16 protein-coding genes and 1 pseudogene are annotated in these 19274 nt (G+C 62.2%); 9 read left to right on the top strand and 8 right to left on the bottom strand.

Going from position 1 to position 19274, the window contains the following annotated elements; all coding sequences use genetic code 11:
- Positions 1-4: 4 nt before the first annotated feature.
- Positions 5-1399 (top strand): NAD(P)(+) transhydrogenase (Re/Si-specific) subunit beta, encoded by a 1395-nt coding sequence (locus FY112_RS17690; RefSeq protein ID WP_017962127.1) that lies wholly within the window; start codon positions 5-7, stop codon positions 1397-1399.
- A gap of 81 nt (positions 1400-1480) precedes the next feature.
- Here the strand turns inward: FY112_RS17690 and FY112_RS17685 are convergent, their stop codons facing one another.
- The 5 genes from FY112_RS17685 to FY112_RS17665 form a co-directional block, all read right to left on the bottom strand.
- Positions 1481-1963, bottom strand: a complete 483-nt coding sequence (locus tag FY112_RS17685; RefSeq protein ID WP_151518973.1) for a DUF992 domain-containing protein — start codon at positions 1961-1963, stop codon at positions 1481-1483.
- Positions 1964-2025: 62 nt separating this feature from the next.
- Positions 2026-3678 carry a sensor histidine kinase gene (locus tag FY112_RS17680; RefSeq protein WP_151518972.1) on the bottom strand — a complete coding sequence of 551 codons (1653 nt, stop codon included), beginning with the start codon at positions 3676-3678 and terminating at the stop codon, positions 2026-2028.
- Positions 3679-3989: 311 nt separating this feature from the next.
- Positions 3990-4859 (bottom strand): tetratricopeptide repeat protein, encoded by an 870-nt coding sequence (locus tag FY112_RS17675; protein ID WP_003542941.1) that lies wholly within the window; start codon positions 4857-4859, stop codon positions 3990-3992.
- Between the two features lie 135 nt (positions 4860-4994).
- Positions 4995-5210, bottom strand: a complete 216-nt coding sequence (gene rpsU / locus FY112_RS17670) for a 30S ribosomal protein S21 (RefSeq protein ID WP_003542939.1) — start codon at positions 5208-5210, stop codon at positions 4995-4997.
- Positions 5211-5386: 176 nt separating this feature from the next.
- Positions 5387-6916 (bottom strand): adenylate/guanylate cyclase domain-containing protein, encoded by a 1530-nt coding sequence (locus FY112_RS17665; protein ID WP_246700708.1) that lies wholly within the window; start codon positions 6914-6916, stop codon positions 5387-5389.
- Positions 6917-7063: 147 nt separating this feature from the next.
- Between FY112_RS17665 and FY112_RS36810 the strand changes: the two genes are divergently transcribed.
- Positions 7064-7213, top strand: a complete 150-nt coding sequence (locus tag FY112_RS36810; RefSeq protein ID WP_165504146.1) for a hypothetical protein — start codon at positions 7064-7066, stop codon at positions 7211-7213.
- A 60-nt stretch (positions 7214-7273) separates the two neighbouring features.
- Positions 7274-9445 (top strand): adenylate/guanylate cyclase domain-containing protein, encoded by a 2172-nt coding sequence (locus tag FY112_RS17660; RefSeq protein ID WP_151518970.1) that lies wholly within the window; start codon positions 7274-7276, stop codon positions 9443-9445.
- A 6-nt stretch (positions 9446-9451) separates the two neighbouring features.
- On the opposite strand, the gene FY112_RS17655 is transcribed toward FY112_RS17660, so the two are convergent.
- Positions 9452-10459, bottom strand: coding sequence for a FecR domain-containing protein (locus tag FY112_RS17655; protein ID WP_151518969.1), 1008 nt, complete (start codon positions 10457-10459; stop codon positions 9452-9454).
- Positions 10460-10712: 253 nt separating this feature from the next.
- Here FY112_RS17655 and FY112_RS17650 point away from each other — a divergent pair, with 253 nt between their 5' ends.
- The 6 genes and pseudogenes from FY112_RS17650 to FY112_RS17625 all read left to right on the top strand — a co-directional run bounded on the left by FY112_RS17650 (position 10713) and on the right by FY112_RS17625 (position 16695).
- Positions 10713-11966 (top strand): sarcosine oxidase subunit beta family protein, encoded by a 1254-nt coding sequence (locus FY112_RS17650; RefSeq protein ID WP_017962119.1) that lies wholly within the window; start codon positions 10713-10715, stop codon positions 11964-11966.
- Complete coding sequence (locus FY112_RS17645) at positions 11966-12367, top strand: hypothetical protein (RefSeq protein ID WP_017962118.1); 402 nt, start codon at positions 11966-11968, stop codon at positions 12365-12367. Before FY112_RS17650 ends, FY112_RS17645 begins: the two co-directional genes overlap by 1 nt.
- A 12-nt stretch (positions 12368-12379) precedes the next feature.
- Positions 12380-12721, top strand: a complete 342-nt coding sequence (locus FY112_RS17640) for a sarcosine oxidase subunit delta (RefSeq protein WP_017962117.1) — start codon at positions 12380-12382, stop codon at positions 12719-12721.
- The gene (locus tag FY112_RS17635) at positions 12718-15711 is read left to right on the top strand and encodes a sarcosine oxidase subunit alpha (RefSeq protein ID WP_131641695.1); all 2994 of its coding nucleotides are present in this window, start codon (positions 12718-12720) and stop codon (positions 15709-15711) included. The genes FY112_RS17640 and FY112_RS17635 overlap by 4 nt, the downstream gene beginning before the upstream one ends.
- Complete coding sequence (locus FY112_RS17630; RefSeq protein WP_151518968.1) at positions 15704-16252, top strand: sarcosine oxidase subunit gamma; 549 nt, start codon at positions 15704-15706, stop codon at positions 16250-16252. Before FY112_RS17635 ends, FY112_RS17630 begins: the two co-directional genes overlap by 8 nt.
- A 43-nt stretch (positions 16253-16295) precedes the next feature.
- Positions 16296-16695: pseudogene (locus FY112_RS17625) on the top strand (VOC family protein).
- Between the two features lie 15 nt (positions 16696-16710).
- Here FY112_RS17625 and FY112_RS17620 read toward each other — a convergent pair.
- Together FY112_RS17620 and glgX are read right to left on the bottom strand one after the other, a co-directional pair.
- Positions 16711-17199 carry a MaoC family dehydratase gene (locus FY112_RS17620; RefSeq protein WP_027667785.1) on the bottom strand — a complete coding sequence of 163 codons (489 nt, stop codon included), beginning with the start codon at positions 17197-17199 and terminating at the stop codon, positions 16711-16713.
- Between the two features lie 90 nt (positions 17200-17289).
- Positions 17290-19266: a glycogen debranching protein GlgX gene (glgX, locus tag FY112_RS17615; protein WP_151518967.1), complete on the bottom strand. Its 1977-nt coding sequence runs from the start codon at positions 19264-19266 to the stop codon at positions 17290-17292.
- Positions 19267-19274: the final 8 nt, after the last annotated feature.

Genomic DNA, 19274 nt, shown 5'->3' with positions numbered 1-19274 from the left:
ACCGATGACCAATATCGCAGCCTTCCTCTACCTCGTCTCCGGCGTGCTCTTCATCCTGGCGCTGCGCGGCCTGTCGCATCCGGCCACCAGCCGCAAGGGCAATCTCTACGGCATGATCGGCATGGGGATCGCGATCCTGACGACGCTGGTGCTGGCGACGCCTGACTTCGGCGGCTTCGTGCTGATCGTCCTTGGTCTTGCCATCGGCGGCAGCGTCGGCGCCTATGTCGCCCGCACCATCCCCATGACCTCGATGCCGCAGCTCGTTGCCGGTTTCCACTCGCTGGTCGGCCTTGCCGCCGTGCTGGTCGCGGCCTCTGCGCTCTACACGCCTGCTTCCTTCGGCATCGGCGAGATCGGTCACATCCACACCGAGGCGCGCGTCGAGATGGCGCTCGGCGTTGCGATCGGGGCGCTGACCTTCACCGGCTCGATCATCGCCTTTCTGAAGCTCGACGGACGCATGTCCGGCAAGCCGATCCTGCTGCCCTACCGGCATGTGATCAATGCGAGCCTGCTGGTGCTGATCGTGCTCTTCATTATCGGGCTTGCCGCCACCGAGAGTCATTTCGACTTCTGGGCCGTCGTCGCGCTGTCGCTGGCGCTCGGCGTTCTGCTGATCGTGCCGATTGGTGGGGCCGATATGCCGGTCGTCGTCTCGATGCTGAACTCCTATTCGGGCTGGGCCGCGGCCGGCATCGGCTTCACGCTCGGCAATCTGGCGCTGATCATCACGGGCGCGCTCGTCGGTTCCTCCGGCGCGATCCTCTCCTACATCATGTGCAAGGGCATGAACCGCTCCTTCGTTTCCGTCATCCTCGGAGGTTTCGGCGGTGAGACGGCGTCCGGCGGACCCGACACATCAGACAGGACGGTCAAGCTCGGCTCGGCCGAGGATGCGGCTTATCTGATGGCCAACGCATCGAAGGTCATTATCGTGCCGGGATACGGCATGGCGGTCGCCCAGGCCCAGCATGCGTTGCGCGAACTCGCCGATAATCTCAAGAAGAACGGCGTCGAGGTGAAATATGCAATCCATCCGGTCGCAGGCCGTATGCCCGGCCACATGAACGTGTTGCTCGCCGAAGCGAATGTTTCCTATGACGAGGTTTTCGAGCTCGAGGACATCAACTCGGAATTCGCCCAGGCCGACGTCGCCTATGTCATCGGCGCCAATGACGTCACCAATCCGGCGGCGCGCGACGACAAGACCTCGCCGATCTACGGCATGCCGATCCTCGACGTCGACCGGGCGAAAACCTGCCTCTTCGTCAAGCGGTCGCTCGGTTCGGGTTATGCCGGTATCGACAATACGCTGTTCTATAAGGATGGTACGATGATGCTGCTCGGCGACGCGAAAAAGATGACCGAGGATATCAACAAGGCGCTCGCACATTGATCGATGCAGCCGCCCTTCGGCGGCTGTTTGATTATGCAAGCAGGCAACTGCTGTCTGACTTGGCCGACATAGCTGCTTTCGTCAGGTCTCGCCCGGCACGAGCGTCATCTTTTCGACGCCGATTGCCAGGTTCAGGCCTTCCTGAGCCTGGACGTTCAGTGGCTGCAGCATGAATGCCTTATCGGTGCCGCCGGCGATGACCTTGGCGCCGGCGCCTGCACCGATGCTCGCGTCGGCGCCGATCCCGTAATATTCGCCCGCAAGGGCGAACTGCGGGATATCCGTGCCGGTCTTCGCCAGCACCTGCCAGATCATGACGCTCTTGCCGGTCTGGCCGATATCGAGGCCGAATTTCTCAATTCTGCCGGCATAGACCGCCTTGGCACCGCCGGCCGTCGGTGTATAGGTGCAGATAAGGTTCTTCTGCGAGGTGACGATCAGACCTTGGCCGCCATCCGATCCGCAGACCAGACGGCCAAGCGTGATATAATTTTCCGCGCCCGCCGGGCTCGCCCAGGCAACGGCTGTCAACGCCGCGGCTGCGATCATCGTTTGCTTGAACATGGTCTTTCTCCTTTGGAACGACCTGTCCGAAACGGGTGGAGGTAGCGATTGTTCCGGGACTTTTACTCCCGCTCCAGCGTGGCGCGCTGCGCCGTCAGCACCCATAACAGGCCTTCGGGCCGGAAATCGATCTCAACCGTGCCGCGAAAGGCGGAGGCGGCATGAGCCTTGATAACGGTCGTGCCAAAGCCCGAGCGCGATGGCTCGGTGACCGGCGGGCCGCCGCGCTCTTCCCAGGTGAAGCGGAGCAGTGCATCCGGCTTGTCCTCCTCGCTGACGTCGCGCCATTCGAAGCGGACACGGCCTTGCGGTACGGAGAGCGCACCGTATTTCACCGAATTGGTGGCGAGTTCATGCAAGGCGAGGCCGAGATTCTGCACGGCATCCGGTTTCAGCACGAAGTCTTCGCCGCTGATGTCGATCTGCTCGCGCGATTGCGGGAAGGCGTGCAAATGAATGTCGACGACCCGCCGCAGCGATACCCCTCCCCATTGTTCGCTGGTCAGGAGCTCGATCGAACGCACCAATCCCTCGAGGCGGTCGGCGACGGCGGCGCGGAAGGTCTCGACGCTGTCTGACTGCTTGGCGAGTTGGCGCATCATTGCCTGGGCAAGTGTCAGAAGATTCCTGGTGCGGTGGACGAGTTCATGCATGACGAAACGCAGCCGGTCCTCGGTCTGGCTGCGATCGAAAGACGCATTGGAAAGAGCAATTGCCACCTGGTTCGCCTCGATGACGCTGGTCTCGACCGGCGAGACGATATGGCCTTCGCCCATTCGGTTTGCCATGTCGGCGATATCGCGAATGGTGGTGCGCACCTGTCTTGCGACGGCATAGGCACCCAGCACGGCAACGAGCACCAGCGCCACGCCACCAATGATAAGGAAACGCCAGGTGCTGAGGATCGAAGCCTGGGCGATCGGTCCCCATATCACCGTCTTCCACGACCAGCCGGGAATCTGAGCATAGCCGAGGAGCATGTGCGGGAGGATCGCCTCGTCCTCGAAGACGCCGCGGGACACGCTGAGCGCCGGCAGAATGCGCGGATCGAAGGGTGTGCCGGGTTCGAGATTGGCGGGGCCAGTGGCCGCGACGACGTGGCCGCTCTCATCGATAACGGCGGCCGACCAGCCGGGGGCAAGGCCCTCGGTGGTCACGAGCTTGCGCAGATCCTGGGCGTTCTGCGTGATGATAAGGGCTGCGACCGGCTCATTCTTCCGCGGCAGGGTGACGTTATAGACCCATTCGCCGCTGGTCCGGCCACGAAAGACGTCGGAAGCCTCGATGCGACCGGACGCCATGGCCGCCTCGAGAGCTGGCATGTTCGCCGTCTGGCCGAGCGGCGTGCCGAACGCCCGACGGGTGTTGAGCAGCTGCTGGCCGGTGTGGTCGACGGCGATGACGAAAAGCGTGTTGTCTCTGAGGGCCGTTTCCGTGCGCTCATGGAAGGAGGCGAAATTACCGTTTTCAAGCTCCGGCGAACTCGAAAGCAGCCGCAGGGTCGTCGCCATGTCCTGAAGCTGGCGGTCAATGATGCGTGAAAGGGCAAGCGCATCCTGGGCGGTCTCGCGCTTCAGCGCCGAACGCTGGTTGTCCTCCAGCTGCAGCAGAAGCAGCGCTACGAAAGCGAAGATCGGCAGTGCGATTGCCACGGCCATGGCGACGAGGTAGGTGCCGATCGAAGCCTTGGGAAAGAACAGGGTGACGATCTTCATCTGTTGCGCCAGATGGCATGCGCCTGAAAAGACGCGCGGCGCTGTAATGCGCATGGCCCGCAACGGTTTTCGCTTGCGGCCAGGAAAGCAAAGATCCGCATCTCTCGCAAACCGCCCTCAACCCGTGTTCGAACGCCCGATAGCAGGCTATCGAAGCAGGTCCATGTTAGGGGGAGCAAGAGCAGGTTGCAACATACTATGACACGCCGCCGACGATGACAGGCGCTTTTCCGCTTTCTCTTTTCAATGCGGTGCGACCGGCGAAAGTCCGTTGCGGCTGCCCGCTGTTCCGGGCCGCCCAACTCAAGTCCTTAGCCGGCTGGGGCAACGCCGACGCGGGCAAGGCCATCGCGGGCCGGCTGGTATTTGGGGTCGAGTCCGATTGCGTGGCGATAGGAGCGGGCGGCCTTCGCCTTGTCGCCGCGGCGTTCATAGACGAGCGCTTGGTTAGCCCAGGATTCGGCGATGTTGCCGTTAAGCTCGATCGCATGGTTGAAATCGGCAAAGGCGTTGTCGTCGTCGTTCAGCGCGATATAGGAAATGCCGCGGCCATTATAGGGCTCGGCCGAATTCGGCGCGAGCGAGATCGCTTTCGAGAAATCGTCGATCGCCTTATCCTGCTGGTTGCGCTTCTGATAGATCAGGCCACGATTGTGATAGGCGCGGCCATCGGTGGTGCCGAGCTGGATCGCCTTGTCGAAATCGTTGAAAGCCTGGTCGTCCTGGCCAGCCATGCGATAGACATTGCCGCGGCCGATATAGGCGACGTCGTAGCTCGGATTGATCTGCAGGGCGGCATTGTAATCGGCAATCGCCTGGGCCTGCTGGCCCATATTGCGATAGACGAGAGCGCGGTTGGCGTAAGCCTGGAAAAACCGCGGATTGATCTGCAATGCCGTGTTGAAATCGTTCAGCGCCGGACGGAACTGGCCGGCGCGGCCATAGGCGGAACCACGGACGTTGTAACCTTCGGGATCCCTCGGATTGGCGTTGATGACCGCCGTCAGCGAGGCGATATTCTCTTCCGAACCCTGCGCCTTGTCGATGCGGATCACGGCATCGGTGGTATTGGTCGTCTCGCAGCCGGCGAGGCCGAACATTGCCGCCAGCGCCAAAGCGGGCAGGAATGCCGTTTTCTGCAAGCGCAAAGCGCGGGACGGATTAAAGGTGTTGACAGCCATTCGGGCTCGCTTTCCCCATGCGGCATATCCGGTGCGCGGATATGCGATCTTCAGCGGCAAACTAAAAAAGGCGGCGGCGAACCCATCGCCCCCGCCACAATGCATCTGAAAACGTCGAAAAAACGACGGCAACGCTCAGCGTGCTGCGACCAGACCTTCACGCTGGGCGCGCTTACGGGCCAGCTTGCGAACACGACGAACAGCCTCGGCCTTTTCGCGAGCACGCTTCTGCGACGGCTTCTCGTAATAGTCGCGCATCTTCATTTCGCGGAAAATGCCTTCGCGCTGCATCTTCTTCTTGAGAGCGCGGAGAGCCTGATCAACATTGTTATCGCGGACAAGTACCTGCACGAGAATCACGTTCCTTTGGTTGGTTGATGCCGGAGGCGGCGCAGCGGCCAGAGGCAAAACAATAACGTTCGCGCGGCCGCAGCCTTGCGATTGGTGATGCGGGATAGCAGATTGGGTACGGGAAGTCCAGATGGATATGGAAGGCGGGCGGAAAAATCACGCTTCGCCTGGTCCGGTCATGATCCGGCCGGTTCGGGCGCGGCTTCATCCAGCGCGGCGATTGCCTCCTTGAGAGCTGTCCTGACCCTCAGGCGATCGGCTGGCTCCAGCCGGCTTATGTCCAGATGCAGGTCGAGGCCGGAGAGGTGCTCGCTTAGAACGCGGCTCTTGTGGTCCGCACCGAGTGTCAGCCCATCCACCCCATAGGGCACGATCTCGCGCTGTATGCCCTTCATCGTGATCGGCGGCAAGGGATGAGCGTCGACGATTTCGTTCACCAGCGCATAGGTTTCGTAGCTGATGACGATCTCTCCTCCCTCAGCGATCGATTGCAGCCGGGCTGCCAGATTGGCCTCGGCCCCGATGATCGTATAGTCCATGCGGTCGCTGCTGCCGAAATTGCCGACGTTACAATAACCGCTGTTAATTCCCATGCGGACGACGAAAGGCTCTTCGGTGCCGTTTCTGCGCCATCTGTCCTTGAGTTCGCCGAGACGGCGCTGCATGTCGACGGCCATGCGCAGACATGCTTTTGCGTCCTCCTCCGGCCCCTTGGTGTCGGGGTCGCCGAAGAAGACCAGCATCGCGTCGCCGATGAACTTGTCGACCGTGCCGCCGTGCTCCAGGGCGATGTTCGACATCTCGGTCAAGTATTCGTTGAGCATCTCCGTCAGGGCTTCCGGCTGCAGGCGCTCGGTGGTCGCGGTGAAGTCCTTGATGTCGGAGAAGAAGATCGTCAGGCGCTTGCGCTCGGTGTGGACCACGACGTCTTTCTGTCCGCTGAAGATGCTCTTGTAGATCTGCGGCGAGAGATAGCGCGAAATCTTCAGGGAAACGCTCGCCAGGAATTCGTTCGCGGCTTCAAGATCCCGGTTGGCGCTATGGATCGCGCGCGCCTGCTGCCGCTGCAGCAGAATGAAGCTGAGGCCGATGATGGCGACAAAAAGAAAATAGCAGAGCAGATATTTGAACGCGAAGACGTTGCTTACATAGGGTTGCTTGATGACCACTTCCTGAATGCCGCGTACATCGCCGACCTTCCAGTCGGTCTTCGGGCTTTCCGGATGGCTGTTATGGCATGCAACACAGGCTTGCCCCATGAGCACGGGCGTAATGAACCGCACGGTATCAGTCAGTCCGACGCGGGTGAGGTCGTTCAGCGTCTGCTGCGGATTGGCGCGCAGCTCGGCCAACGCTCGTCTCTCGAAATCGTCGAGCTCGTGGGATGCGCGGCTCTTGAACGGCAGGTCGGAGACGAAACGGTAGGTGATATTGGCCTGCTGCTCCTTGATGACGTCGCCGAGCTCCAGGGAAAGCGTGGCCGGCAGCGGAATGGCGCCTGATATATTGGCGTAATTGTGGGAGACGACCGTGCCTGCAGTTGCGCCGCTGGCGTGCGCGGCCAGGACGCGCCCCACGACATTGGCGGAATAATAGGAGCGGATGCTTGATATCAGCGAGCTCATGTCGCGCGCCTGGCGCCTGAGCGTGTTTCCGGAGAGATCGCTGATGTCGAGCCAGACGGCAAGCGGCAGCCCGGCGAGCATTGCCAGCACGACGACAATCAGCCAATAGCCGCTGCGGCGCGCGGCAGTTTCCGAAATCACGGGAGCCTCTCATTATCTCATCTAAAACGCATTCGCCCTTCGATCGTTACAAGAACATTTCGTTCCTCACCCGGCAAGATCGGGCCCTTGTCGTCCAAGCAAAAACGTAGCCGAACTGGCGGCGTCGCCGAATTTGAAGATGCTGTTGCGCCGGTGGACGGAAAGAAAAAGGCGGGAAACCAAAAAGAAACGCCTGGAGCGCAGGTGCGAATGGCGTTCGGGCTGAAAGCGGCGTAGCCTGTCAGCCGGCAGTGCGGGGCCGCTCGAGCGGCCGTGGGAGGGACAGCCGGTGAGATCATGACGCGCGAGCAGCAAATCGGTGTCGTTATCGGTCTGATTATCGTGACTCTGCTGACCATGCTGCGCGCCGGCGATCCCGGGATTTTCAAGCTGATCCGCGGCGTGACGTTCGATGAGTATCAGCGGCTCGTTCCCAGGATCTTCGAGCCGATGCCGGTTCGTGTCATCGACATCGACGAGACTTCGCTCAGCGAATTCGGCCAATGGCCGTGGCCGCGGGATCGGCTGGCCCTGTTGGTGGACCGGCTCTCGGAAATGGGTGCCGCGGCCATCGCCTTCGATGTTCTCTTCTCCGAGCCGGACCGGTTGTCGCCGCGCAATGTCGTCCGTGAGGTGGTCGGGGTCGATCCCTCGCTTGCCGAAAAGCTACCTGATAATGACGAAATATTCGCCCGTTCGATTGCCGACAAGCCCGTCGTGCTGGGCTTCGGCCTCTCCAACGCAGGCAATTACCGGCCGCCCGTAAAAGCGGGCTTCGCATTCACGGGCGAAAGCCCCATTTCGGCCCCGCCCCGTCTCGGCGCTTCGACGCCGCTCAGACCGCAACTGGAGGCCAACGCGGCGGGCCTCGGCCACATCAGCCTCAACCCGGGAAACCCTTCGCCGGTGGTGCGAGCGGTCCCGCTGTTCCTGACCGATGGGGAACAGCTCTATCCGAATCTCGCGGTCGAGGCGCTGCGCGTCGCGCAGGAAGCATCGACCTACGTGGTATCGGGCGCGCCCGACCACGCGGGTATCATGACATCGGCTAAGATCGGCGATTTCGTCGTGCCGCTGACGGCGGCGGGCGAGCTCTGGCTCTATGTCACTCCTGACCGGGCCGAGCGGTATATCTCCGTCCGTCAGGTGCTTTCGTCAGGTGGCGCCTCCGCAGAAGTCGAAGCCGCCATCGCCGGAAGCATCGTCTTCGTCGGCACATCGGCGGCCGGCTTGCAGGACATCCGCGTTACCGCACTGGGCGAGAACGTTCCGGGTGTCTCGCTGCATGCGCAAGCGGTGGAGCAGATCCTCTCCGGCCAATTCCTATCTCGGCCCGACTGGGCGGATGGCCTTGAAATCCTCGTCATCGCAGTGCTTGGATGCCTGCTCGTTGTGGTGACGACTTTCGTCAGCCCCGCCGTCGCGCTCGTCTGCGGTTTGCTGATTACCGCTATGGCGCTTGTCGCGTCGTGGCTCGCCTTTCTTTATGCAGGACTTCTCTTCGATCCGCTGGCGCCGATCATCAGCGGATCGATCACCCATTTTGCCGCGACCTCGTTCAAGATCCTGGTGATCGATCGAGAGCGACGCGAGGTGCGGCGCGCCTTCGGACATTATCTTTCCCCGTCGCTGCTCCACCGTATCGAGCATAATCGCGATGCATTGCGTCTCGGCGGAGACGATCGCGAGTTGACGATGATGTTCGTCGACGTCAGGAATTTCACCGAAATGAGCGAGCGGCTGGCGCCGACGGATGTCGTCGCTTTCCTCAACACGCTGCTCGATGCGTTGAGCCGCCATGTCGTGGCGAATGAGGGCACGCTCGACAAGTTCATCGGCGACTCGATCATGGCATTCTGGAATGCGCCCGTCGATGTGGCGGACCACGAAGCCAAGGCTGTTCGCGCAGCGCTTGCCATGCGCGAGACACTCGCTGAATTGAACGCCGGCGACGCCTTTGGCTTCGGGCCTGATCAGGAGGTCAGCATCGGTATCGGCATACATACTGGCCTTGCCTGCGTTGGCAATATGGGCGCCAAGACCCGCTTCAACTATTCGGCTGTCGGAGATGCCGTCAACGTTGCGGCTCGGATCGAGTCCTCCTGCAAGGAGGTCGGCTTCGATATCCTCATCTCCGACAGCACGGCACGGTCAGTGCCGGAAATGGCGCTGATCGAGGCCGGCGCGCTCCCGCTAAAGGGGAAGAGCAACCGCACACAGATCCTCGCCGTTGTCGGCGATGAGCGGGTCGCGGCATCTCAGGAATTTGCCTCGCTCAAGGTCGTCCATAACCAGTTGATGCAGGCCCTGCAATCACACTCAAGGAATAGCCGGAAGCTTATCGGTACGGCAAAGCTCAGGGCTGTGCAGGTGATCGGCGGTCTGGCTGAATTCTACGAGCGCGTATACCGCAGGGCCGATCATTTCCGCGAGGTGCCGGAGGAGGTCGAAAAAAGCGCCGCAGACTGACAGGCCTCAGCGACCGCGATTGAAATTATGACCCCTGTCGTGGTTCCGATCGTTGTCGTGATCGCGATCTCTATCATGGTGGCGCTCGTGCCCCCGATGATCCAAACCGTGATTTCCGGGCTTGCCGTCATCGTCATGCCGGCCATGGCCATCATGCTTGTCGGGCCTGTCCGGTTTGTCATGATGGGGCTTATCGTGGTGCGGCCTGTCATGATGAGGCTTGTCGGGCTTGTTCGGTCGCTCCTTTTGCGGCTCGGCCTGTCTCTGTGGCGGATCCTGCCTTTGCGGAGCAGGCGCAACTGCCGGTGGAGGCCGCGTTCTGTCTTTTCTTTCCGGCGCAACGGAGGCCATATTGCAGCCGCCGAGCATGCCGATGCCGCCCGCAAGTCGCTGATTGCCGGAGAGGAAGGGTAGGGCGCGCTGATTTCCGAGCGTCGCGAGGATGCTGGGGTCGACCCGGCGTGCCGCGGACATATCGCCATTCGGCTTGGCCACCACGCAATCGCAGCGTTGCTGCAACTGCCGGCAGCCGCCGGGGCCGCAGAAACGGGCAGCACCATTCAGCAACACGATGGCGGTCGTGCCATCCGGGCCGACGTAGAAATCGAAAGCGGTGCCACGTACGCCGATCGTGCCGGCGGGAGTCAGGATCTGGTAGGCCGAGGAGTTGGAATTGCCGCTGACCCAGCGGAATGTGCCCTTTGCCGCCCTAATCGTCAGTTTCTTGACCGATTGGGAATCATCGAAGACATATTTGTCGATCACGACCGACGAACCCCAGCCGACCGCGAGCTTCGTGCCGTCACGAAACACGAATTGGCCAAGCCCCGATTGCGACGTCTTGATGCGTTCGTTGCGATGAACGCGGGTGTCGACCTCGATCGGCCCACTCTGTCCCGTCACCTGCGTCTTGACGACGACGGCCTGGCCGACCGGCTCGGCGGCGAGCGCCGGCCATGCGCCGTTTAACGCGATGCAAAGCGTCGCGACTGATACTGAGCGCCAACCCCACATGATACACATACCCCACAACATGTGATTGTTAACATTTTAGTAATTGCTTGTCTTCTAACCCTCTTGGGTTAGGCGGCCGGTCGACGGACAAGCAGAAACGCTGCCGCTTGCCTCATTCGCCTGAAGCGGCATTCTCTTCAGCGTGTCGAAACCAAAGCTCTCGCGCGTCGCAAAAGAACCGTTGTGCCGCATTTGGATTTGCGATTTGTATGAGCGCGGAGAACAAGCCCTTTCCCGAAGGAGAAGAAGGCGGATGCGGAAATATTCGGTTTTTGCCGTGGCACGGGAGGCCCTTCGCGGCCACAGGGGCTGGGAGAAGCAATGGAATTCGCCTGAGCCGCGCGCCGAATACGACGTCGTCATCATCGGCGGCGGCGGCCACGGGCTGGGTGCTGCCTACTATCTCGCCAAGGAGCATGGCATTACCAATGTGGCGGTGATCGAGAAGGGCTGGCTCGGTGGCGGCAATACCGGGCGCAACACCACCATCATCCGCTCGAACTATCTCTACGAAGAGAGCATGCACATCTACGAGCATTCGATGAAGCTCTGGGAGGGGCTTTCCCAGGAGCTCAACTACAATGTGATGTATTCGCCGCGCGGCGTGATGATGCTCTCGCACAATATTCACGACCAGCAGTCCTTCAAACGGCATATCCATGCCAACCGGCTCTACGGCATCGATAATGAATGGCTGACGCCGGAGCAGGCGAAGGCCTATTGTCCGCCGCTCGATATCTCGGCCAGCGCGCGCTACCCGATCAACGGGGCGGCACTGCAGCGGCGCGGCGGCACGGCCAGGCACGACGCGGTTGCCTGGGGTTATGCGCGGGCGGCCTCAGACCGCGGGGTTCACATCATCCAGAATTGTGAAGTGACCGGCATCCGGCGCGGTCCGGACGGACGGGTAACCGGGGTCGAGACCTCGCGCGGCTTCATCGGCGCCAAAAAGATCGCCGTCTCGGCGGCCGGCCATACGACAACCATCATGCAGATGGCTGGTGTGCGCGTGCCGCTGCAATCGAGCCCTCTACAGGCGCTGGTCTCCGAGCCGCTGAAGCCGATCTTTCCCTGTGTCGTCATGTCGAACACGGTGCATGCCTATATCTCCCAGTCCGACAAGGGAGAGCTCGTCATCGGCGCCGGCACCGACCAGTATAATTCCTATTCCCAGACCGGCGGGCTGCAGATCATCACGCACACGCTCGACGCCATCTGCGAGCTCTTCCCGATGTTCCGGCGCGTCAAGATGATGCGGCAATGGGGCGGCATCGTCGACAATACGCCGGATCGTTCGGCGATCCAGTCGAAGACGCCGGTTCCCGGGCTTTACGTCAATTGTGGCTGGGGTACCGGCGGCTTCAAGGCGACGCCGGGCTCGGCCAATCTCTTCGCGCATCTGATTGCTCGCGACGAGCCGCACAAATTCAACGCCGGGCTGACGTTGGAGCGCTTCCGCAGCGGCCGGCTCATCGACGAAGCGGCGGCGGCGGCGGTGGCGCACTGATGTGGACGGCGGCTTTCCTGACGATCGGGATCAGCGGCGCGGCAATGCCGGCCGGTGACGTCTTTCCCGGCGTCGGGGATTTCCGCCTGCAGGAGATCCACAGGGCTGCCGGCGAAAGCGAATGGCCCTTCGTTGCCGAGAGCGGCACGCTGCTTTGCGCGATGGTCCTGCGCCAGCCAGCCGTCTATTTCGTGCCTGATGTCGGCGAAACGCCGGGACGTGCCTTCGTGATCGACAACGATATCGCCAAGATGGCCTTTGCGAACATCGGCATGACCGGTGTGCTGGAGCCCTATGACAATTTCGAACAGCTTCTCAAGCGCCTCATCCCCTATGTGACGATGGGAAAGCGTCTCTGCAATCAACCTCCTGGAACCAATGTTTCCGGATCGGAACTCTAAGACGGGTAACACATGCTGCTGATCTATTGCCCCTACTGTCAGGAAGAGCGCTCCGAGCTCGAATTCCGTGGCGCGGGTGACGCGCATATCGCGCGGCCCGCCGACATCGCCTCGATCTCGGACGAGGAATTCGAGGCCTATTTCTTTCTGCGCGACAATCCGAAGGGGCTGATCTTCGAACGCTGGCGGCACATCCACGGCTGCGGGCGCTTCTTCAATGCGGCGCGCGATACGGTGACCGACAAGTTCATCGTGACCTACAAGGCGGGTGAGCCGAAGCCTGAGATCGGCACGGCGGCCCAGCAGCATGGGCCTGTCGAAACATATGAAGCCGTGGAAGGAGAGGCGCAATGAGCGGCGTGAACCGTATCGCCGGCAAGGGGCGCCTGACACCGGCCAGAACCGCGCGCTTCAGCTTCGACGGCAAGAGCTATACAGCGCTCGAAGGCGATACCGTCGCCTCGGCGCTGATCGCCAATGGCGTGCATCTTGTCGGTCGTTCGTTCAAATATCACCGGGCCCGGGGCATTCTGTCGGCAGGCGCCGAGGAGCCGAATGCGCTTATCGACGTTTCCCGCGATACGGCGCGCAAACAGCCGAACGTGCGCGCCACCGTGCAGGAAGTCTTCGACGGCATGATCGTCAGCTCGCAGAACCGCTGGCCCTCGCTTGCCTTCGACATCGGCGCGGTCAACAACCTGATGTCGCCGTTCTTCGCGGCCGGTTTCTACTACAAGACCTTCATGTGGCCGCGCGCCGCCTGGAAACACGTCTATGAACCATTCATCCGCCGCGCCGCCGGCCTCGGCGTCGCGCCGACGGAGGAGGATCCGGACCACTATGCCAGCCGCTATGCGCATTGCGACGTGCTGGTGGTCGGCGCCGGCGTGGCCGGGCTTTCGGCGGCGCTGGCTGCGGCCGAGACCGGTGCCCGGGTGATCCTTTGCGACGAGCAGGCGGAAGCGGGCGGCGCATTGCGTTACGGCGCCAGCATCAGGATTGACGGCGAGGACGGCAATAGCTGGGCGCAGAAGACCGTGGCGCGGCTGAAGGCGATGGACAATGTCGAGGTGCTGGTCCGCACGACAGCTTTCGGCTACTACAACCACAATTTCGTCGGTCTTGCCGAGCGCGTCACCGATCATATCGCCAAACCTACCCGCGATCTGCCGCGCGAGCGGCTTTGGCAGGTCCGGGCGAAGCGCGTGATCCTTGCCACCGGTGCGATCGAGCGGCACATGGTATTTCCGAACAACGACCGGCCGGGCATCATGCTCGCCTCGGCGGGGCGGATGTATCTCAATCATTACGGCGTCGCCGTCGGGACCAAGGTCGGCATCTACACGGCGCATGATTCGGCCTACGAGGCGGCCTTCGATCTGAAACGATCGGGTGTTTCGATTGCCGCCATCGTCGATAGCAGGCAGGCGCCGGGAGCGGCAGTGCTGGCGGAGGCGCGTGCGCTCGGCATCGATGTTCTGGCCGGCCAATCGGTCGTCAACACGTCGGGGCGGCTGCGCATCTCGTCGATGACGGTGGCTCGCAACGGCGGCAGTTCGCCGCGCAAGATCGCGGTCGATGCGCTGCTGGTTTCGGCCGGCTGGACGCCGTCCGTCCATCTGTTCTCGCAGTCGCGCGGCAAAGTGGCCTTCGATGCAGAAAGCCAGCGTTTCCTGCCCGGCTCCTATGCGCAGGACTGCCTCTCGGTCGGCGCCTGCAACGGCACCGACGATCTGCAGCGGACGATCGAGGAATCGCTTGCCGCCGGCGAGCTGATGGCGCAGGCCACCGGCAGAAGCAGCGGCGAGAAGATCGCAATTTCGGCCGAGCAGGCTTATGACTGGACGGGCGGCATGATCGGCGCTGCCGAAGGCGCCGGGCCGAAGACCAATGCCAAGGCCTTCATCGACTTCCAGCACGACGTCTGCGCCAAGGATATCCGCCTTGCCGTGCGCGAGGGCATGCATTCGATCGAGCATATCAAGCGCTTCACGACCAACGGTATGGCCTCGGACCAAGGCAAGCTCTCCAACATGCATGGCCTGGCGATCGCCGCCGAAATGCTCGGCAAGGAAATCCCGCAGGTCGGGCTCACCACTTTCCGTGCGCCCTATACGCCGGTCACCTATGGTACGCTGGTCGGCCATTCGCGCGGAGAGCTGTTCGATCCGACACGCAAGACGCCGCTGCACGCCTGGGAAGAAGCTCATGGCGCGGTCTTCGAGGATGTCGGCAACTGGAAGCGCGCCTGGTTCTATCCACAGGCCGGCGAGAGCATGCACCAGGCGGTCGCTCGCGAATGCCGGACGGCACGCGAGGCGGCCGGTATCTTCGACGCCTCGACGCTCGGCAAGATCGAGGTGGTGGGACCGGATGCGGCGGAATTCCTAAACCTCATCTACACCAATGCCTGGGATACGCTGAAGCCCGGCAAGGCCCGCTACGGTATCATGACCCGCGAGGACGGCTTCGTTTATGACGACGGCGTTGTCGGACGCCTGGCGGACGACCGTTTTCATGTGACGACGACGACCGGCGGCGCGCCGCGTGTTCTCCATCACATGGAAGATTACCTGCAGACGGAATTCCCGCATCTGAAGGTTTGGCTGACCTCGGTAACCGAACAATGGGCTGTTATCGCCGTGCAGGGACCGAAGGCGCGCGAGATCGTCGCGCCGCTGGTCGAAGGACTCGATCTTTCGAACGAAGCCTTCCCGCATATGAGCGTTGCCGAGTGCACGGTCTGCGGGGTGCCGGCACGGCTCTTCCGCGTCTCCTTCACCGGCGAAACCGGCTTCGAAATCAATGTGCCGGCCGATTACGGACAGTCGGTGCTCGAAGCGGTCTGGGCCAATGCCGAACCGCTCGGTGCCTGCGTCTACGGTACGGAGACGATGCACGTTCTTCGCGCCGAGAAAGGTTACATCATCGTCGGGCAGGATACGGATGGGACCGTGACCCCCGATGACGCCGGACTTTCCTGGGCGGTTTCGAAGAAAAAGACGGATTTCGTCGGCATTCGCGGGCTGAAGCGGCCGGACCTCGTCAGGGACGGACGCAAGCAGCTCGTCGGCCTCGTCACCAAAGATCCGAAGCTGGTGCTCGAAGAAGGCGCGCAGATCGTCGCGAGCCCGAACGAGCCGAAGCCGATGACCATGCTCGGCCACGTCACATCGGCCTATTGGTCGGAAAATTGCGGCCGGTCGATCGCCTTTGCGCTGGTCGCCGGCGGCCGGGCGCGGATGGGCGAGACGCTCTATGTGCCGATGCCGGACCGGACGATCGCCGTCGAAGTGACGGATCTGGTATTCTTTGACAAGGAAGGGGGCCGCATCCATGGCTGATGTCGCAATTCGCAAACCGGCGCTTGCCGGACGTCTCGGCGGCTCCGCAGCGGTGCGGCTGACGACGGCTCCCACTGCCAGCCGGGTGGCGCTGCGCGCGCCGGCGGAATCGCTTGCAGCACTTTCCTCTGCTCTCGGCCTGGCGCTGCCGGATGCCCCGAAGACATCCGGCCGGGCCGGCGCCCGATCGGCGCTCTGGATTGGGCCGGACGAGTGGTTGGTGATCGACGAGGCCGGCGCCGATCTGATGGCAACACTTTCCGGTGCCGGCACGCTGCATTCGGCGACCGACGTTTCCCACCGCAATGTCGCGATCATCGTCTCGGGACCGGGTTCGGAGGCGACGCTTTCGGCCGGTTGCCCGCAGGATCTGTCGCTTTCTTCCCTTCCGGTAGGGGCTGCATCGCGCACGGTGTTCGGCAAAGCGGAAATCGTTCTTTTCCGTACGGAAGAAGACACGTTCCGAGTGGAGTGCTGGCGGTCGTTTTCGGATTATGTCTTCGGGCTGCTGAACGAGGCGGCTGAAGACGCGGGGCACTGAGTCTCAGCCATCGCGGGCGTGTGCTCATTCAAGGAGTAAGCGAATGCTGCACCATGCCTCCCTCGGCGTTTCCGACATCGAGTGGTCTGCGGCATTTTACGATGCCGCCCTCGCCGCGCTCGGTTATGTCAGGGGTCTGGGACGATATCAGGCCGGGACAAACGGGGCAGGCCGTCGGCTACGGCCTTCCCGGCGGCGGAGATAAACTGGCGATCAAGCATCGCCCGGATGGCCAGCGTGCGCCCGGTCCCGGCTTTCATCTCGCATTTGCTGCTCCGAATCGGCAGGCGGTCGATCGGTTTCATGCGGCGGCAATCGCGCATGGCGGCAGTGACAATGGCCGCCCCGGCCTGCGGCCCCATTACGGTGAACACTATTATGCTGCGTTCGTCATGGATCTCGACGGACACGCTCTCGAAGCCGTGTTCAATTCAGCCGAGTAACAAAAGCAGTCTTGTTCAAACGTCCTCGGGACGGTCCTTCGGGTCGAATTGGATGATGGTGATCCATTTTGCCGTCAGCGCCGGCTTCTTCTCGTTTTCGATCTCGATCGTGACGTCATAGGTGGTCATCAGCATGCCGGCGCCGCGGAAGCGGGCTTCGGAAAGCAGGAACCGGCCGCGGACACGGGCGCCGCTTTTCACCGGCGTCATGAAGCGGACGCGATCGAAGCCGTAATTGATGCCGAGGGTCTGTTCGCGCACTTTCGGCAGGCAGTTGTAGTTCATCGTCGACAGCAGAGACAGGGTCAGGAAGCCGTGGGCGATGGTACCGCCGAACGGGCTCTCGGCCGCCGCGCGCTCAGGATCGACGTGGATGAACTGATGGTCGTCGGTCGCCGACGCGAAGGCGTCGATCATCGTCTGGTCGACGGTGACCCAATCCGAAAGGCCCGTCTCCATGCCGATCAATCCCCGCACGTCGGAGAGAGAAATTTCCGTGACCATGAATTCCTCGTGAAATAAGCCGCCGCGGCAAAGCCTTATCGTGCATTTGTGACGATTGCGACAAGGATTTGCGCAAGCGAGGGGAGGCGATCAATTTTCTACGAAAAAGGCAATCGAGCGCGGCCCAACGGTTGCGCGGCCACGGGGTTTCTTCGCTCCATCCGGGGTCAACTGGCGCCAGCCCGGTTCGCCCTGAGAAGGGAGCGTGAAAAATTGGCGGCTTCCCGAGCGGTTGAAAAGCACGCCAAGCCGGGTTTGCCTGCCGCGAGCGGAACGGTCACCGGTCGATAGCAGCATGCCGAGGGTGGAGAGCGACGGCGTCTCCCATTCGGCAACGGTCATCGGCTCGCCGGAGAGCGAAATCCATTCGACATCGCCGTTTCCTGACAGGAAGTCCCTTTCGGAGAAGACGGTGAAGCGGCGCCGCAGCCCCGAAACGAAGGCGGTGTGGGCGATGAGATCCCCGTCCAACGCTTTCCAGTCCAGCCAGGTGATCTCGTTATCCTGGCAATAGGCGTTGTTGTTGCCGTGCTGGCTGCGGCCGCCCTCGTCGCCCGCCGTCAGCATGATGCTGCCGCGGGTGGCAAAAAGCGTTGAGATCAGCGCCATCACATCGTCCCGGCGGCGCTTGCGGATCGTCGGGTAGACGGTTTCGCCTTCGACACCATTGTTCCAGGAATGGTTCTCGTTATGGCCGTCGCGATTGTGTTCGCCGTTGGCGTCGTTGTGCTTTCCGGTATAGGAGACGAGATCGATCAGCGTGAAGCCGTCATGGGCGGCGAGGAAATTGACGCTGCGCGTTTCCCGGCCGTCGTTGCGCGAGAAGATGTCGGAGGAGCCGGCGAGTGCGGTTGCCAGCGCGCCGGTCTTCCAATCGTCGCCGCGCCAGTAGCAGCGCAGGTCGTCGCGAACCCGGTCGTTCCATTCAAGGAAGGGCGGCGGGAAATTGCCGAGCTGGTAACCGCCGGGGCCAATATCCCAGGGTTCGGCGATCATGATCCGGTCGGCAAGCACATCGTCGGAGAGGATCGCGGCCAGTGTTCCGTCGCGTTCAAAACCCGTCGCGGTGCGGCCGAGCACCGGGGCGAGATCGAAGCGAAAACCGTCGACGCCGGCGTTGAGCACGAAATGGCGCAGGCTGTCGATGACGAGGCGGCGGACTTCAGAATGATCGCAGGCGAGCGTGTTGCCGGTGCCTGTGTCGTTGACGAGTTCGCCCGGGCAATTCTGAGCGTGGCGATAATAATGCAGGTTGTCGAGGCCGCGCAGCGACAGCGTCGCGCCGTAACGGTCGCTCTCGCCGGTATGATTGAAGACGAGGTCGAGGATGACGGCGATACCTTCGGCATGGAGGGCCGCGACCGTCTCGCGCAGCTCCGTCATGCCGCCGGGGACGAGCCGCGGATCGAGCGCCATGAAGGCGACGGGATTGTAGCCCCAGCCGTTGGTGAGGCCGAGCGGCGGCAGATGGCGTTCGTCGATCCAGGCGGTGATCGGCATCAGTTCGACGGCGTCGACACCGATCCGCTTCAGATGCGCGACGACGGAGGGATGGGCAAGCGCTGCGACCGTGCCGCGTTGAGCCTCCGGTACGTCGGGATGAAGAATGGTGAAGGGCCGCACCGCCACCTCATAGATAAAGCCGCCCGGCTTGAACAGCGGCTTGCCGATCGCGGCTCGGGTATCCGTGGTGACAATCGCCTTCGGCATCAGATCCTGGCTGTCCTCGCCATAGATGCCGAGGCGGGGATCGTAGCGGAACGGCCTGTCGATCTCCTTGGCGTAGGGATCGATCAGCAGTTTGGAAGGATCGTACCAGAGGCCGTTATCGGGCGCATAGATACCGTCGGCGCGATAGCCGTAGCGCGCGCCCTCCTTCAGTCCGTCGACAAAGAGATGATGGAAGTAGTTGCTGTCGCGCGCCATCGGCAGGCGCGCGAATTCCCTGTGGCCGTCATCCTCGAAGAGGCAGAGTTCGATTTGTGCGGCATGATGCGACCACACGGCAAATTCGACGCCGGTCTCGAAGACGATCGCGCCGGCCTGCGCCGAACTGCTTCCCCGCATGTTTCCCC

This window comes from Rhizobium sp. PEPV16 (genome assembly GCF_008919455.1).
Taxonomy (GTDB): domain Bacteria; phylum Pseudomonadota; class Alphaproteobacteria; order Rhizobiales; family Rhizobiaceae; genus Rhizobium; species Rhizobium leguminosarum_Q.
This window is presented reverse-complemented; position numbering and strand designations above follow the sequence as displayed.